Origin of the sequence: Glycomyces sp. TRM65418, assembly GCF_019710475.1 — a bacterium.
Taxonomy (GTDB): Bacteria; Actinomycetota; Actinomycetes; order Mycobacteriales; family Micromonosporaceae; genus Glycomyces.
On record NZ_JAJFAX010000006.1, the window covers coordinates 305,720 to 319,715 of the forward strand.

The following is a 13,996-nucleotide window of genomic DNA, read 5'->3' on the forward strand; positions in this document are numbered from 1 at the left end:
ATGGTGGTTGCATGGTTGCTCTCTCAGGACACCACGGGCCGGGGTGACCGGTGCCGCTTTCTACGACCGAGGATTGTCGTACATCCGATACGGCGCGTTGAAGCCCCTCGCCGGCAACAAGATCCACCCGAACCGGAGGTCCAGCACGGCCGCGAGATCACCGTGGCGGCTTCCCGGGCGGCTCTGTTCGTTCCAACGGGGGCGGAAGCGAGCGCCCGAACGGATCCGGTCGGCTCGCCGAGGTGGGCCTTGAGGAAGCGGCGGGTGCGGTTCCATTCGTTCATGGCCGCGTAGCCGCGCTCGGCCCACTCGCGCGGGACGGTCTGGTAGGCGCGGGCGCGCAGGACCAGGATGTCGGCGTCGGGGCCCTCGGCGCGGACCTGGACGATGTGCCGCTCCCAGAGGGCGACGATGCCGCCGTTCTCGTCGACGAGGTAGCGGATGTCGAGGTGCCTCAGCGCCGCGATGATCCGGTCGGCGACCGCCTTCGCCGCAGCTCCAGGCGCCCCGCCGATCTCGAGAACGCGCAGCCCCGGCCTTAGAGCTTGTCTCAGTTGGCTCTCAACGGATCTGGTATAGACCTGGTGTGGACGAGTTCGCCAAACGTCTTGTACCCGATGGGCTCTGGGAGATCGTCGAACCGCTCGTACCGGAGGCGCCCAGGCGTGCTCAGGGCGGTGGCATTGCCCGAGCCGATGACCGTGTGACCTTCGGTGCGATCGTGTTCGTGCTGACCACCGGCTGCGCATGGCGGCACCTGCCGCCGACCTTCGGCGTCTCCCACCAGACCGCACACCGGCGCTTTGTCGAGTGGTCCGAGGCCGGGCTCTGGGCGAAGCTCCACCGGGCCGTCCTCGACCGGCTCGGCGCCGCCGGCAACATCGACTGGTCCAGGGCGATCGTCGATGTGGCGAGTCTGCGGGCCAAAAAGGGGGATCACTGACCGGACCAAACCCGGTCGATCGCGGCAAGCCGGGCTCGAAGATCCATGTCCTGACCGACCGGAACGGCCTGTCGCTGGCGCTGGCCGTCTCCGCCGCGAACCTGCACGACTCCCAAGCACTGGAGCCGCTGGTGCAGGGCATTCCGAAGATCCGGTCCCGGCGCGGCCCGCGCCGCCGCAAACCGGCGAAGCTCCACGCCGACAAGGCCTACGACATCCCCGACTGCCACCGGGCACTGCGCGAGCGGCGCATCGGCGACCGCATCGCCCGCCGCGGCATCGAAACCTCAGCCAGACTCGGCCGCCACCGGTGGGCGATCGAACGCACCATCGCCTGGCTCGGCGGCTACCGTCGCCTGACTTTGCGATACGAACGCCACGGCCACCTGTTCGCCGCGTTCCTCGCCCTAGACGCGGCCATCACCTGCTACAAGAAACTCGCCAACTGAGACAAGCTCTTAGAGGGCATCTCGCGCGTCCCTGGCGAACGCGGCACGGCGACCGCGGCCGACCGCATGGCGAACGGCGTCCCGGTGGCGCCGAAGGTCTGGAGTCAACTCGTAGAAGCGGCTCAGCGGCTCGGGGCGACGCTTCCCGCCGCGACCTGAACCTGCTCGGCGTCTGACGGCGCCCCAGCAGATTTCCGCAAGACCGCGCTTTGACCGACAGCGGGCAGCGTCCTGACCGTGCCGCCCCGCCGGATCCGGGCGGGAGGAACGAGTGCTTCGCCACGGACGCCATGTCTCCGTGCTGGAAAGCTCACGCGGTGGAGATGGTGGTCTTGGTGAGCCGCTCGGAGACCTCCCAGACGCGGGCAGCCGCTTCGGCGCTGCGCAGGGGCGGGTACAGCCGTTGCTCGGCGGGCGGGCCGCCGAGGCCGCCGAGGCCGTTGGGGCCGTAGAGCGCGCCGCGCTTTGCGGCGGGATCGGTGGCGGCCATGAGCGCGGGCAGTGCCGCGGTCTCGACCGTGCCCAGCAGGATGCCGCGGGTCGAGAGCCAGCGGATCAGGCGGACCTGCGCGGTGTCCTCGCTGCGGCCGAGCTCGGGCCGGGCCGCAAGCAGACTCGTCGGGGCCACCCCCGGATGAGCCAGGTTGCTGGTGATGCCCCACCCGCCGGCCCTGCTGCGCCGGTCCAGTTCCAGACCGAACAGGCCGAACGCGATCTTGGATTGGCTGTAGGCGCGCCTGCCGCGGTAGCCGCGCTCCCAGTTCAGGTCGTCCCAGTTGATCGCTCCGCGCCACGCGGCGACGCTGATCTGCGAGGTCACGCGGGCACGGCCCGCCCGCAGCAGCGGCATCAGGTGGGCGACGAGCGCGAAGTGGCCGAGATGGTTGGTGCCGAACTGCAGCTCGAACCCGTCTGCGGTGGTCTGCCGGTTCGGCGGCTCCATCACGCCGGCGTTGTTGACGAGTATGTGGATCGGGCGGCCCTCCGCGCGGAGGGTTTCGCCGAGGGCCGCGACCGACTCGAGCGAGGACAGGTCGAGGCTGCGCAGCGAGACCTCCGCGCTCGGTGTGCCGCGGCGGATCTCCGCGATCGCGTTCTCGCCCTTGCCTTGGTTGCGCACCGGCATGACGACTTCCGCGCCGGCCGCGGCGAGCCGGGCGGCTATGCCCAGTCCCATGCCGTCACTGGCACCGGTGACCAGCGCGCGCTTCCCCGACAGATCCGGGACGACGATGTCGATCGCTCGACGTGACATGGTGCTCCTCCTTCTGATGCCTGCTGCGATCACCATCGCCGACGACGCGGCGTCTATCCAGGACTTCCCGATCCGCGGCTGCAGGAGCCGCCCCTCGAACGCCGGACAGGCCGTCACCGACCCGCCGCTCTCCGGCTCAGAAGGTCGCGCCTCGCCGCCTGAAGGGGGGATCGTCAAGTCGTGGCTGGGCACGCTCGGCGGCTGTATACATGGAGTTCTCAAGAAGGAGGCACCCTTGATCGACCGCACCGGGCTGGCCGAGTTCCTCCGGGCGCGCCGCGAGGCGCTGCAACCGGAGGACGTGGGCCTGCCGCGGGGCTTTCGCCGCAGGACCAGCGGACTTCGGCGCGAGGAGGTCGCCGCGCTGTGCCACATGTCGGTCGACTACTACGCCCGGCTGGAGCGGCAGCGCGGCCCCCAGCCCTCGGAGCAGATGCTCGCCTCGATCGCTCAGGGCCTCCACCTGTCCCGCCTCGAACGCGACCACCTGTTCCGCCTCGCAGGCCAACAGCCGCCCACCAGCGGCGTGGTCAGCGAGCACATCAGCCCCGGCCTCCTGCGCGTCCTCGACCGCCTCGACGACACCCCCGCCGAAATCGTCACCGAACTCGGCGAGACCTTGAAGCAGTCCACGCTCGGCGTCGCCCTCACCGGTGACACCACCTCCTTCAAGGGACCCGAACGCAGCCTCGGGTACCGCTGGTTCACCGACCTGGCCACGCGCCGCTTCTACGCCCCGGACCAGCACGCCTTCCTGAGCCGCATGTTCGTCTCGGGACTGCGCGAGGTCCTGACCCTGCGCGGCCCCGACTCCCGCGCCGCCCACCTCGCCGATCTGCTGCTCGACCGCAGCGAGGAGTTCCGGCGCCTGTGGGCCGACCACGAGGTCGGCGTCCGGCCCGACCAGGTCAAGCGTTTCGTCCACCCCGAGGTCGGCGCCCTCGAACTCCACTGCCAGCACCTCGTCGACCCGGGCCACGCGCACTCGCTGCTGGTCTACACCGCCGTCCCCGGCAGCGAAAGCCACGAGAAGCTCCGCTTGCTCGCCGCCATCGCGGCGTCCCTGTCCCACTGAACGACGGCCGCCTGCCATGCCCGAGCCGCCGCCAGGAGGCACTTGAGGGCGGACGGTTCCATCGCCCGCGAAGCGATCGACCGATCGACAGACGTGCCTCACTTTGTCGCACTGGAGCGTTGCCGCGCGATTTCGCGCATGCTCGTTTCGAGGTCTACGCGCGGTTCGCCGCCGAGTTCGCGGCGGTGATGTCGTAGATGCGGTCGCGGCCCAAGGAGGTGACGAGCCAGTTGTCGAACGGCGGCGCCTTGCGGGCGCGGAGCAGGCGTGAGGAGGGCCGCGACGGTCAGCGGGACGCTGCGGCTGTTCATAAGTGCCGGTCTCACCGGACCCCGATAGATCCAGGCTTCTTCTATAGGCAGGGTGCGCGGCCGTTTCCGCGCACCCGGCGAACCGGGCAACTGACCCTTGCGAATGCCCCACACAGTCGAAACACTCTGCTTTGGTACGTTCCTCTGGAGGACCGTTTACCGCTTCCTCACCCGATATGGCGCATCCAGGCCCCCGCACAACGACGTTCGGGGCTTTCGACATGTTTCGAAGCGGTGTTGTCGGTATGCGGTAGGGATCTGGGGGCAAGGCGAGTCCCACTGCGGCACCGCCGACGTTCTCGTCGATGAAGTTGTCTATCTGCGCGGGGTCGAAGCCCATGTTCGCGGGGATGGAGCCGGTGAGCCTTTCCCATCGTGACCGAGCGCGAGGTCGTCCTCCTTCGAATAGGGCCTCGCTTCGGCGCCGGTAATCCGCGCATGGCCGAACGGAGCAGAAGGCCGTCGGTCGGTTCAGCCGACCCAGAGGAACAGGACGGCGAGGCTGGCGGCGGCCCCGGCGAAGCAGACCGCGGCCGCTTTCGGGCTCGGTCCGGCGGTCCCGGAGGTACGGCCGCTGAGCATCGACTGGAGCTGCTCGCGCAGCTCCGCGTTGAACGCCAGGCCGGCCGCGAGGATCAGCGCCGAAGGCAGCGCGTAGACCAGGGTGTAGCCGACCAGGACGACCACTGCGGCCGGGGTCGCCACGTCGGCGTCGATGAGGCGTTCGACGGCCAGGACCATGGGGAACGCGTTGGGGAGATCGCCGACCGTGGCGAGCATCCCGAACGGCAGGGCGCTCCAGGCGTTCACCCACGGCGGCAACGTGTAGCCCTTTCGCTTGCGGGGCTTGAGCCTGCGCACGCCCATGACCACCAGCCCCACCGCCAGGCCGGCGAACAAGAGGCGGCGCAGCCACAGCGTGAACCCCTCCAGCACCGAGTCCGCGAACGCCAGACCGAAGTAGAACATCAACGCGAAGGTCAGGAACGACGCCGCGGCTCCGAGCATGAACGCCCAGCCTGTCGGCGCGGGGCGCTTCGCGCCCAGCAGGATCACGATGACGATCCAGATCGTGGCGGCGTTGACCGAGTCGAGCAGTGCCAGGCCCGTCAAGCCCCACAGCAGTCCGCCTGTCAACGGCCACCGCCTCTTGCTCGGGCGCGCTCCAGCAGGTCGCCACCGTTGCGGCCCATGCGCGATCCCTTCCGCACTGTGACACCCGCGCCGTAGGCCGGGTCGAGGGCGGCCCACGCCGCCCGACCACACAGTACCCGCCTCGACCCGTCCGCCTTCCCGGCCGAGCGGCGCCGCTTCCTGGCTCCCAAGGGCCGCAAGCTTACCGGCTTGCAACTCCAACGACGCGAACCCGAACGGCGATACCCGAGCCCGCTCACGCTCCTCTCGCGGTTCGCCGTCCACGTCCTCGGCCAAGCCGTCTCCGGCCGCGAGTCCTACGCGCGAACCAAGGTGAACAAGGCCCTGGCCGAGGGCGCAAAGACCGGCGATCAGACCGGATGCCGCCGATATCGGGAGCTGCGGCCGGTCGGCGTTCTTACAGGAGAGCTTGTCGGAGAAGACCCGCCGGCGCCCACGCTCACGGAGCTGGGAGTCGAGCTTCTGGTCCCGCGTGGACGCGCGCGTAGCCGATGAGGGTGTCCCCGGGCCGGCACCGGCTCCAGCAGCTCGCCGCGCGGCTCGAAGTCGATCACGAGGTAATCCCGGGCCCCACGGGCCGTGCTCCAGGACCGCTTGCCGCAGGCGGTCAGGGTCGCCGCCAGGACCCGCCATCACGTGGGATCGTGCGGTGGGATCCGCTCTGCAACGAGAACTGGACTGGGCTTCCGTGTCCATGAGGGACTCAGATCGATCCAGGAGGCGGTTCGATAAGCGATACCGCCGGGCGGGTTCGCGTGCTCGACGGCGCGAGAGGTCGCCTCAGGCGGTCACCGTTCGTTCGACGCGGTGCGGCCGAGCGCGCGGCGTCGGACGGCCGCCCAGACGGCGAAGGCCGACAAGGCCAGTCCGCAGCCGACGTCCACGATCACGTGGGTCTGCCGCCACCAGGCCATGTCGGTAGCGCCTGGCACGGCGTAGTGCGCGATGCCCACCAGCCCCGAAAGCGAGTAGACCCCCAGCGCGACCGCGGACCACACGATCGCGCGTCGGCGCCAAAGCAGGATCGCGAGTCCGCCGAACGCGGTGAACACGAACCACGAGAGGCCGATGACCGTCGCGGGCGGGGCCGGGATCCGGCTGTGGGCGTGGGGGACAGGGTAGGCGTCGTAGTTCGCGTAGTTGTCGACGTAATGGACCACCGAGACCGCCACCGCGATCGCGAGCGTCCAATACAGGAATCTGCCGGCCCGTTCGTACATGCTCTCTTTCCCCTCCTCGGCGGCAAGGTCGCGGGTGTGCGCGCGGTCGGCCGCTCGGCCGGCGTGAGGCGGCCTCGTCTCGATGACCGTACCATACAGTATGGTATGGTCGTGATGGAGGTGATGGCGATGCCTACTGCATCGAACGCGCGATGGCTCGACGAGGGCCTGGCGGTTCTCGCGGAGTCGGGTGTGCACGCGGTGACGATCGAGGCCCTCAGTGAACGTCTCGGCTTGAGCAAGGGCTCTTTCTACCACCACTTCAAGGGCATGGCGGGGTATCACGCCGCGCTGCTGGCCCACTACGAGAAGCGCGAGACGCAGGCGTTCATCGACCTCGTCGACGCACTCCCGGTCGAGGACGGCGCGGAAAAGCTGCGGGCTCTGATCAGCGCGGCCGTGGCCGACGAGGCGAGCGTGGCCGTCGAGCCGCAGGTGCGGATCTGGGCGAGCCACGATCCGGTGGCCGAGGCGACCATGAAGCGAGTCGACGCGAAGCGGGTCGACTACCTGCAGCGCCAGTGTCGCGCCATCGTCGACGCCGATCGGGCCGACGACGTCGGCAAGATGATCTATCTCGTCGGCATCGGGTCCGGGCACATCGTCCCGCCGATTCCGGTGGCGGACCAAGTGCGCATGTGCGACCTGCTCATCAGCGACCTCGAGGCCGCCGCCGCGAACGCGTCGACACGCGAGGCGCGCCAAACGAAAGGAAGCGGTTCATGAACCAGCGGCGAAACCGCCCCGTCATCGCCGGAGGCGCGATCATCACTCTGTGCGGCATCGGCCACTCGGTCGCCGCCCTGCTGCAGGTCGCGCCGCACCACGGCGAGGCGTGGTTCCAAGGCGCCCTTTGGGAGCAGGCGAACCGGAACGTCACCGAGTTCACGCCGGTCACCGGTGCGTTCTGGTACAGCTTCAACAGCTTCGGGTTCCCGCTGCTGATGCTCGGCGCACTGGTCATCGCACTTGGACTGAGGGGCACGGCCGCGCCCCGACCTGTCGTGTGGCTCATGATGCTGTGGACGGTCATCGGCGAGATCGCCTCCGGGCCCTCGCCCCTCCTGCTGCTCCTGATCGCAGGAGTCCTCATGCTGATCGGCGCCTCGCGCCGCACGCCGACCCGCAGGCGAGGGGCCCACGACCAAGGCGGGGTCGCCGCCCGACTTTCAACGACCTGATCGCAGACCCAAGAAGGACGACCGACGATGACGAACCGACACCCCGCAGGAGCGCACACCGAACGGACACGGCCTCCCCGAGACACGCGCGCGCGAACCTCACCGGTCTCCACCGGACCCCACAGTGCCCTCAGCGGGCAGGCGTCGAAGCGGATCGCGATCGCGACCTGCGCCGCCCTGCCCGACGGTTTCGAGGACGACCACCATGCGGTGGCGCTCCTCGGCGGCGAGTACGCCACGTGGACCGACGCTCACGTCGACTGGCAGGACTTCGACCGCGTCCTGATTCGCAGCACGTGGGACTACACGTCCAACCGAACCGAATTCGTGCAGTGGGCGCATTCGGTCGGGGCCGGGCGGTTGCTCAACGCTCCCGCTCTGATCGAGTGGAACTCCGACAAGAGCTATCTGCGCGATATCGACGCGCCGACCGTCCCGACGACGTTCGTCGGTCCGACCGCATCCCTCCCCAGGCTCGAAGGCGAGGTCGTCGTCAAGCCGACGATCTCAGCAGGCGCTGTCGACACCGGACGGTTCAGTCCCTCCCATCATGACCGAGCGCGCGCCTTGGTGAAGCGCATCACCGACTCGGGTCGCACCGCGATGATCCAGCCGTACCTGCGCGGCATCGGCACGAAGGGCGAGACCGCACTCGTCTTCATCGGCGGCGAACTGTCCCATGTGCTGCACAAGAAGCCGGTGCTCCGGCCGAACGAGATCGCTCCACTTGCGGAGGCAACCGGTTCGGTCGTCGCCGCTAAGGCGATGTTCGACCCGGACCTCGTCACCGCCGGCCAAGCCGACGCGGCCCAGATCGCACTCGCGGAACGGGTCATCGGCCAGGTCTCCGACCGGTTCGGCGTCCCGACCTTCGCACGGGTCGACCTGGTGCCCGGGCCGGACGCCGAGCCGATCCTGCTCGAGCTCGAAGCCGTCGAACCCTGCCTGTATCTCGATACCGCACCAGGCGCCGCCGCAAAACTCGCCGACGCCGTTCTCCGCTCGTGATCGCCCACCACGAGCCGGGTTCGCAGGCGATCGCGGCGGTGAGTCCCTGGTCCGCGACTCGAAACCCGACGAGGCCCCGCCGATTCCCGACGCCTCGGCTGCCGACTGGCGTGGCGTTCTCAACGCCACCCTGAAATTACCGACCGCCAGGAGTTTCCCGGCCTCCCTCCGCCGGGGGACCGCTGCCCCCCGGCGGAGGGAGGCCGGAGCGGTTCGCGGGCGGCACGATGGCGGCATGATGGTCGATTCGCCTCCCCCGCAACAGTTTCGACGCCGTGTCGCCGCGGTCGGTGCCGTCGCCGCCACCGTGCCCTATGTGGCGCTCAAGGTGCTATGGCTCTCGGGCAACCTGGTCGGGGTGCCGGCCGATTCCCCCGCCGCCGGGGATGAGTTCGTGTACGCCAACGCGATCACGTTCGGCATGGACGCATTCGTGGTGGTGCTCGCGCTGGCGCTGACGCAGCGCTGGGGAATGCGGGTGCCGGCCTGGCTGCTGCTGGCGCCCGTCTGGGTCGGGACCGGTCTGCTCGTGCCCGCCGTGCTGCAAGCGGCCGCGGGCGGGCTCGCCTGGGTGGTCAGCGGCGGGCAGGCGATGCGGTTGGAGGGCGGGCTGGTCGAGCCGTGGGTGTACGCGGTCGTCGGGGCGTCGTTCGCGCTCCAGGGGATCTTCCTCGCGGCCGCGTTCTGGTGGTACGCGAGAGCGCGCTGGAGTCACGTGTTCCAACCGGCCGAACCGGCGAAGGGCGCCACCGACGAGGTGCAGACGGTGTTCGTGCGCGGGGGCGGCGGGGCAGCGGTGGTCATCGCGATCGGATACGCGGTCTGGCAGTTCGGGGACGCGGGCCCGTTCGGCGAATACGAGCCCGGGTGGGAGGTGTCGCAGCGGATGCACCTGGTGATCGCGGCCGCGACGGCCCTCGTTGCCGCGATCGGCGCCGCCCGGATGCTCAGACCCACTGTGCGGGTGCCGTTCGGGCGGGCCGCGGTACTCGCGTGGGTCGGCTCCGGCAGCCTGTGCGGATGGGGGCTCTACCAGGTGGTGGTCGTCCTTTCCGGAGCGTCGCTGACCGAGGACGTGTCGCCGGTAGGGAACCTGATGCAGCTCACGTCGATGCTCGCCGGGTTCGCGCTCGCGTTGGGGTGCGTGCTCAGAATCGTCGAACGGCGCGTGCTCACGGGTGCCGATCAGGCCTTACCCCAGGTGGAACCCCGGCCGAAGCGGCGGCTGCGGGGCCGCGAAGCAGGGTTCGCGATCACGGTGCCCGGTCCGAGGGTCGATGCGTCACCCAGGAGTCCGGGGTCGACATCGGCACTGGCCGGCGGGGTGGAGACAAAACCCTTCGGAACAGATCCGGTCGCCCGTTCGAGGCAGTGCATCTGGAATCGGTCGAACACGGCGGTGCCCCGTCCGAAGACGAAGTCGAGGTCGCCTTCCACCTCGCAGTACCGGTAGTACTGGCGGCCGGGATCAGCGGTTCGACGATCTCCCCAAGTCCTTCGGGTACAAGGTCCTGGGCGAAATCCTCTACACCAGGTCTACTACCAGACCCATTGGGGGACACTCGAAGCAAGCGCTCACCCTGCGGCGAGAAGGCGGTTCAAGGCGTTTCGGGTGCGCTGTGCGGCTTGAGGTTCGGCGAAGAGTTGGATCTCCTGATTGAGCGCCATGAAGAGGCCGACCAGTTCGTACGCGACCTGTTCAGGGTCGGTGTCGTGCGGCAGTTCCCCCGCGGTGACGGCGGTGCGGACCTCGGTGGCGAGGAGCCGCCGCCAGAGCTTGTGCAGGCGCGCCACGGTATCGCGCACGGGCCCGCTGCGGGCGTCGAATTCGACTGCGGCGGTGGTGAAAAGGCAGCCGCCGGGGAAGATCCCGCGTTCGTGCTCGAGGTAGTCGATCCACGCCTCGCACGCGGCCCGCAGGCGCGGCAGGCCGGGCTGTTCGGGTTCGGCCCGCCTCCACACGATGCGAAGGAAAGCGTCCGCGGCGGCGTCCAGAACCGCCAACTGCAGTGCCGGTTTGGAACTGAAGTGCCCGAGCACGCCGCCTTTGCTCATGCCGAGGTCGGCGGCGAGCTGCCCGATGGTCAGCCCCTCGAGGCCCTCGACCGAGGCGACGGCGACGCCGCGCTGGAGGATGCGCTCTCGGGTCAGGCGGGCTTCGGCGACGGATCGGCGCGGGCTCATGCCGCCATCCTAACGAACCGAGAGCCATTTAGCGACCGATCGGTTGCTATATTGGCGGTCCGGTCGTCGATCTGAGGAGACCCCATGTCAGGAAGCCGAATCGCCGCCCTCGGGCACTATCAGCCGCCCCGCGTGCTGACCAATGACGACCTGGCCGCCATGGTCGACACCAGCGACGAGTGGATCCGGCAACGCACCGGCATTGCCACCCGGCGCATCGCCGCCGCCGACGAGTCGGTGACCGACCTGGCGGCGTCGGCCGCCGCCAAAGCCCTCGGCGCCGCCGGTCTGGAGCCCGGCGACATCGACCTGGTCACCGTCGCCACCTGCTCGGCGATCGACCGGTGCCCCTCGATCGCCGCCCAAGTCGCGGGCCGGCTCGGCATCCCCGCCGCTGCCGCATTCGACATCAACAACGGATGCGCCGGATTCTGCACCGCTCTGGCGACTGCCGACCACGCGGTGCGGGTGGGCGCGGCGAGGCACGCATTGGTCATCGGGGCGGAGAAGATGTCGGACGTGACCGACTGGAGCGACCGCAGCACGTGCGTGCTGCTCGGCGACGGCGCGGGCGCGGCGGTGATCAGCACCGCCGAGGAGGCCGGGATCGGCCCGGTCGTGTGGGGCGGCGACCCGGCCCGTGCCGATGCGGTACGCCTCGCCGGCGAATGGCGGCCGCGCTTCACCCAGGCCGGACAGGCCGTGTACCGCTGGGCCACGACCGAAGTCCCCGACCTCGCCATAGAGGCCTGCCACCGCGCCGGTCTCGAACCGGCCGGTCTCGCCGGCGTGGTGACCCACCAGGCCAACCTTCGCATCATCGAGGCCATCGTTCGCCGACTCGGCCTCGACGAGGAGGCGGTCATCGCCCGAGACGTCGTCGATTCCGGCAACACTTCCGCCGCATCCGTGCCGCTCGCCTTGTCCAAGCTGGCGGAACGACACGCGATCCCCTCCGGCGCCCCAGTGCTCCTGTTCGCCTTCGGAGGCGGCCTGTCCTGGGCCGGACAAGTCGTCGCCGTCCCCTAGACGGTGCTCGGCCCAGGCACATTTACGGCGGCCTCGAAACCGTCGACTGATCACGTGTCTCGTTGGCGCCACCGGTCCGGCATCGATCCGGAGACACTGAGGTCGCCGACCGTCTCCTACCCGCCCGGCGACGGGTCAGGGGTCCGTCGCCTGGCGGGCTCGGAGCGCTCGGAGTTTGTGGCGGTTGCCGCAGCGTTCCATGGAGCACCAGCGTCGTGCGCCGGGGCGGGAGGAGTCGACGAACACCAACGGGCAGTTGTCGCTCGCGCATTCGCGGATGCGTTCGGCCAGTGGTCCGGACAGGAGCTCGATCATCTCTCGGGCCAGTGTCGAGAGCGCTTGCGAGGCCCGCACCGGTGGAGCCCATTCCATGTCCGCGCCGCCTTCGGCGAGTTCGGGGGTCAGCGGCGGCGCGGCAGCGGCCCGGTTGATGGCGGCGACCGCTTCGGTGGGAAGGGGTCGGCGGTCCGCTTGGGCGTGGGCCGTCTCCCAGATCGCCTGCCGGAGGACTTTCGCCTCGGCCAGTTCACGAGACGTCACGGGGACGGTCAGGATCGCCGTCAGTGGCGGCTCGGCCAGCCATGCGCCTAGGTCGGCGGGGTCGTGAAGGGTTTCGAACACTGCATACCGGCCCTCCCCGCCGGTGTGGGCGAAGTCCAGGCAGACCGCGCCGGCGTCGAACCGGAACGACCCTCCCCGGGGGTCGTTCAGCATCCGTCCTCTTGCGTTCGTGCGCATAAACCAGTATAACTGGTGTCGCACAAGAAACCGGTATAACCGGTTTCCTCATTCGAGGAGGCAGCACATGGGCGTACGTCACGTCAACCCCGAAGGACTCCACCGCAGTCCGGCCTTCAGTCAGGCCGTCGTGGTCGAGCAGCCGGCGAAGACGATCTACATCGGCGGGCAGAACGGCGTCGACGCCGACGGCAAGGTCGTCGGCCCCACCGTCGGCGAGCAGTCCGAGCGGGCGTTCCGCAACCTCGCGACGATTCTGGAGAGCGAGGGGGCGAGCTTGGCGGACATCGTCCACTGGAGGATCGCCGTGGTGGAGGGCCATTCGTTCGATGAAGGCGTGGCCGCATTTCAGCGGGTGTGGAATCGGAGCGATCCGCCCCCTGCCATCACGGTCCACGTCGTGTCGGCCTTGGGTCCGGGGTTCCTCGTCGAAATCGACGCCGTCGCCGTCGTCTGATGACTCCGGGCTCACCCTTCCAGGAGCGGCCCGCCACTCACCGTCGGGTCGCCCGGTGCTGAAACCGGGCGACCCGACACCGCGCAGTACCGATGGACCGGCCCGGATCGTTCGGCCACTCATCGATCCACAGACTCGCCGCCACGACGGCGCCCGTGATCGCCGCGCGTGCTCCGAGGACTCGGCACGGCCGCGGTCGCCCCGCTGACGGTCCTCACCACCGCCTTCCCGCCGGGCCCACGCGGACCAGGGCCATCGCCACCTGGATCGCGGTCGGTGCAGCCGGAGACGCGGTGGGATCGCCAGGGGAACCGCGCCGCCATCGATGAGGCGACCGCTCTGCTCGCCGGGAGCGTGCGGCGCCGCCGCGACTATTGCGTTGCACGGAACAGGCGCCGGGCGGAAGAATCGCATGCATGCCACCCGCGAAGACCAAGATCCGCCCGTATGCCGACGACGACTGGGACGCCATCGCGCGTATCCACGATGCGGCCCGCCTCGACGAGCTGCGCGACTCCGTCGGCGTGGAGGCCTTTCTGACACTGGCGCAGACCGCCGAAGGCGAGGGGCTGTTCGACGGCCAGGTCTGGGTCGCCGAGGACGAGGGCACCGTTACCGGTTTCGTCGCGTTCGACGATGACGAGGTCACCTGGTTGTACGTCGACCCTGGACACTACCGGCGGGGTGTCGGCAGAGCGCTGCTGCGGCATGCGCTGGCCGCGACCGGGACCCGGATGGAGGTGACCGTTCTCGAGGGCAACCCGGCCGCTCTGGCGCTGTATCTGAGCGAGGGCTTCATGATCACCGAGACCCGCACCGGCCCGTTGGTCGGCAATGAGGCGTTCACTGCCACCGGTCACATCATGCACCGCGACCCTTCGGCGACCCGGGTCGAGTTCGGCCCGGACATGACCGACGTCCGTTCAGCCTGATATGGACGCCCGCCTCGCCCGCGGCCGGCATGCCGTCACGGGGTCTCGCTGATACGGAG

Annotated in this window: 15 protein-coding genes; 8 read left to right on the forward strand and 7 right to left on the reverse strand. The window is 69.5% G+C overall.

The features are described from left to right. Nucleotides 1-23: 23 nt before the first annotated feature. Nucleotides 24-554, reverse strand: coding sequence for a YbjN domain-containing protein (locus K3N28_RS23570; protein ID WP_374209798.1), 531 nt, complete (start codon nucleotides 552-554; stop codon nucleotides 24-26). Between the two features lie 32 nt (nucleotides 555-586). On the opposite strand from K3N28_RS23570, the gene K3N28_RS15700 reads away from it, so the two are divergent. Next, nucleotides 587-1,392, forward strand: a protein-coding gene (locus tag K3N28_RS15700; RefSeq protein WP_374209790.1) for an IS5 family transposase whose coding sequence is annotated in 2 segments (ribosomal slippage) — nucleotides 587-926 and nucleotides 926-1,392 — 807 coding nt in all. Because the reading frame shifts where the segments join, the coding sequence is not laid out codon by codon here. Nucleotides 1,393-1,702: 310 nt separating this feature from the next. Here the strand turns inward: K3N28_RS15700 and K3N28_RS15705 are convergent. Beyond that, complete coding sequence (locus K3N28_RS15705; RefSeq protein WP_228093492.1) at nucleotides 1,703-2,647, reverse strand: SDR family oxidoreductase; 945 nt, start codon at nucleotides 2,645-2,647, stop codon at nucleotides 1,703-1,705. Between the two features lie 235 nt (nucleotides 2,648-2,882). On the opposite strand from K3N28_RS15705, the gene K3N28_RS15710 reads away from it, so the two are divergent. Further along, entirely contained in the window at nucleotides 2,883-3,722 is an 840-nt protein-coding gene (locus K3N28_RS15710) for a helix-turn-helix transcriptional regulator (protein ID WP_374209799.1), read from the forward strand. A 782-nt stretch (nucleotides 3,723-4,504) separates the two neighbouring features. Here K3N28_RS15710 and K3N28_RS15715 read toward each other — a convergent pair. Both K3N28_RS15715 and K3N28_RS15720 read right to left on the reverse strand, forming a co-directional pair. Next, a complete protein-coding gene (locus tag K3N28_RS15715; RefSeq protein ID WP_228093494.1) occupies nucleotides 4,505-5,170 on the reverse strand; it encodes a GAP family protein in 666 nt (221 codons plus the stop codon). 806 nt (nucleotides 5,171-5,976) lie between these two features. Continuing rightward, nucleotides 5,977-6,408 (reverse strand): hypothetical protein, encoded by a 432-nt coding sequence (locus tag K3N28_RS15720; RefSeq protein WP_228093495.1) that lies wholly within the window; start codon nucleotides 6,406-6,408, stop codon nucleotides 5,977-5,979. A 105-nt stretch (nucleotides 6,409-6,513) separates the two neighbouring features. On the opposite strand from K3N28_RS15720, the gene K3N28_RS15725 reads away from it, so the two are divergent. The 3 genes from K3N28_RS15725 to K3N28_RS15735 are packed head-to-tail and all read left to right on the forward strand — an operon-like array spanning nucleotide 6,514 to nucleotide 8,597. Further along, a complete protein-coding gene (locus K3N28_RS15725; RefSeq protein ID WP_228093496.1) occupies nucleotides 6,514-7,134 on the forward strand; it encodes a TetR/AcrR family transcriptional regulator in 621 nt (206 codons plus the stop codon). Then, complete coding sequence (locus K3N28_RS15730) at nucleotides 7,131-7,589, forward strand: DUF6463 family protein (protein WP_228093497.1); 459 nt, start codon at nucleotides 7,131-7,133, stop codon at nucleotides 7,587-7,589. Before K3N28_RS15725 ends, K3N28_RS15730 begins: the two co-directional genes overlap by 4 nt. Nucleotides 7,590-7,616: 27 nt before the next feature. Beyond that, nucleotides 7,617-8,597: a RimK family alpha-L-glutamate ligase gene (locus K3N28_RS15735; RefSeq protein WP_228093498.1), complete on the forward strand. Its 981-nt coding sequence runs from the start codon at nucleotides 7,617-7,619 to the stop codon at nucleotides 8,595-8,597. Nucleotides 8,598-9,782: 1,185 nt separating this feature from the next. Here the strand turns inward: K3N28_RS15735 and K3N28_RS23575 are convergent. Both K3N28_RS23575 and K3N28_RS15745 read right to left on the reverse strand, forming a co-directional pair. Then, a complete protein-coding gene (locus K3N28_RS23575; protein WP_374209791.1) occupies nucleotides 9,783-10,034 on the reverse strand; it encodes a hypothetical protein in 252 nt (83 codons plus the stop codon). Nucleotides 10,035-10,172: 138 nt separating this feature from the next. After that, nucleotides 10,173-10,781, reverse strand: coding sequence for a TetR/AcrR family transcriptional regulator (locus K3N28_RS15745; RefSeq protein WP_228093500.1), 609 nt, complete (start codon nucleotides 10,779-10,781; stop codon nucleotides 10,173-10,175). An 84-nt stretch (nucleotides 10,782-10,865) separates the two neighbouring features. Here K3N28_RS15745 and K3N28_RS15750 point away from each other — a divergent pair, with 84 nt between their 5' ends. Continuing rightward, nucleotides 10,866-11,810, forward strand: coding sequence for a beta-ketoacyl-ACP synthase III (locus K3N28_RS15750; RefSeq protein WP_228093501.1), 945 nt, complete (start codon nucleotides 10,866-10,868; stop codon nucleotides 11,808-11,810). A 135-nt stretch (nucleotides 11,811-11,945) separates the two neighbouring features. Here K3N28_RS15750 and K3N28_RS15755 read toward each other — a convergent pair whose 3' ends face one another. After that, nucleotides 11,946-12,524 (reverse strand): ABATE domain-containing protein, encoded by a 579-nt coding sequence (locus K3N28_RS15755; RefSeq protein WP_228093502.1) that lies wholly within the window; start codon nucleotides 12,522-12,524, stop codon nucleotides 11,946-11,948. A gap of 91 nt (nucleotides 12,525-12,615) precedes the next feature. Here K3N28_RS15755 and K3N28_RS15760 point away from each other — a divergent pair, with 91 nt between their 5' ends. Further along, on the forward strand, nucleotides 12,616-13,005 hold the full coding sequence (locus tag K3N28_RS15760; protein ID WP_228093503.1) for a RidA family protein: 390 nt from the start codon (nucleotides 12,616-12,618) through the stop codon (nucleotides 13,003-13,005). Nucleotides 13,006-13,421: 416 nt separating this feature from the next. Beyond that, nucleotides 13,422-13,937, forward strand: coding sequence for a GNAT family N-acetyltransferase (locus K3N28_RS15765; RefSeq protein ID WP_228093504.1), 516 nt, complete (start codon nucleotides 13,422-13,424; stop codon nucleotides 13,935-13,937). The last annotated feature ends 59 nt before the right edge of the window (nucleotides 13,938-13,996 follow it).

Bases quoted from the DNA above. Each gene is read 5' to 3' on its own strand.
- K3N28_RS15705 (WP_228093492.1), bottom strand. From the start codon at position 2,647: ATGTCACGTCGAGCGATCGACATCGTCGTCCCGGATCTGTCGGGGAAG.
- K3N28_RS15720 (WP_228093495.1), bottom strand. From the start codon at position 6,408: ATGTACGAACGGGCCGGCAGATTCCTGTATTGGACGCTCGCGATCGCG.
- K3N28_RS15725 (WP_228093496.1), top strand. From the start codon at position 6,514: ATGGTCGTGATGGAGGTGATGGCGATGCCTACTGCATCGAACGCGCGA.
- K3N28_RS15730 (WP_228093497.1), top strand. From the start codon at position 7,131: ATGAACCAGCGGCGAAACCGCCCCGTCATCGCCGGAGGCGCGATCATC.
- K3N28_RS15735 (WP_228093498.1), top strand. From the start codon at position 7,617: ATGACGAACCGACACCCCGCAGGAGCGCACACCGAACGGACACGGCCT.
- K3N28_RS15745 (WP_228093500.1), bottom strand. From the start codon at position 10,781: ATGAGCCCGCGCCGATCCGTCGCCGAAGCCCGCCTGACCCGAGAGCGC.
- K3N28_RS15750 (WP_228093501.1), top strand. From the start codon at position 10,866: ATGTCAGGAAGCCGAATCGCCGCCCTCGGGCACTATCAGCCGCCCCGC.
- K3N28_RS15755 (WP_228093502.1), bottom strand. From the start codon at position 12,524: ATGCTGAACGACCCCCGGGGAGGGTCGTTCCGGTTCGACGCCGGCGCG.
- K3N28_RS15760 (WP_228093503.1), top strand. From the start codon at position 12,616: ATGGGCGTACGTCACGTCAACCCCGAAGGACTCCACCGCAGTCCGGCC.
- K3N28_RS15765 (WP_228093504.1), top strand. From the start codon at position 13,422: ATGCCACCCGCGAAGACCAAGATCCGCCCGTATGCCGACGACGACTGG.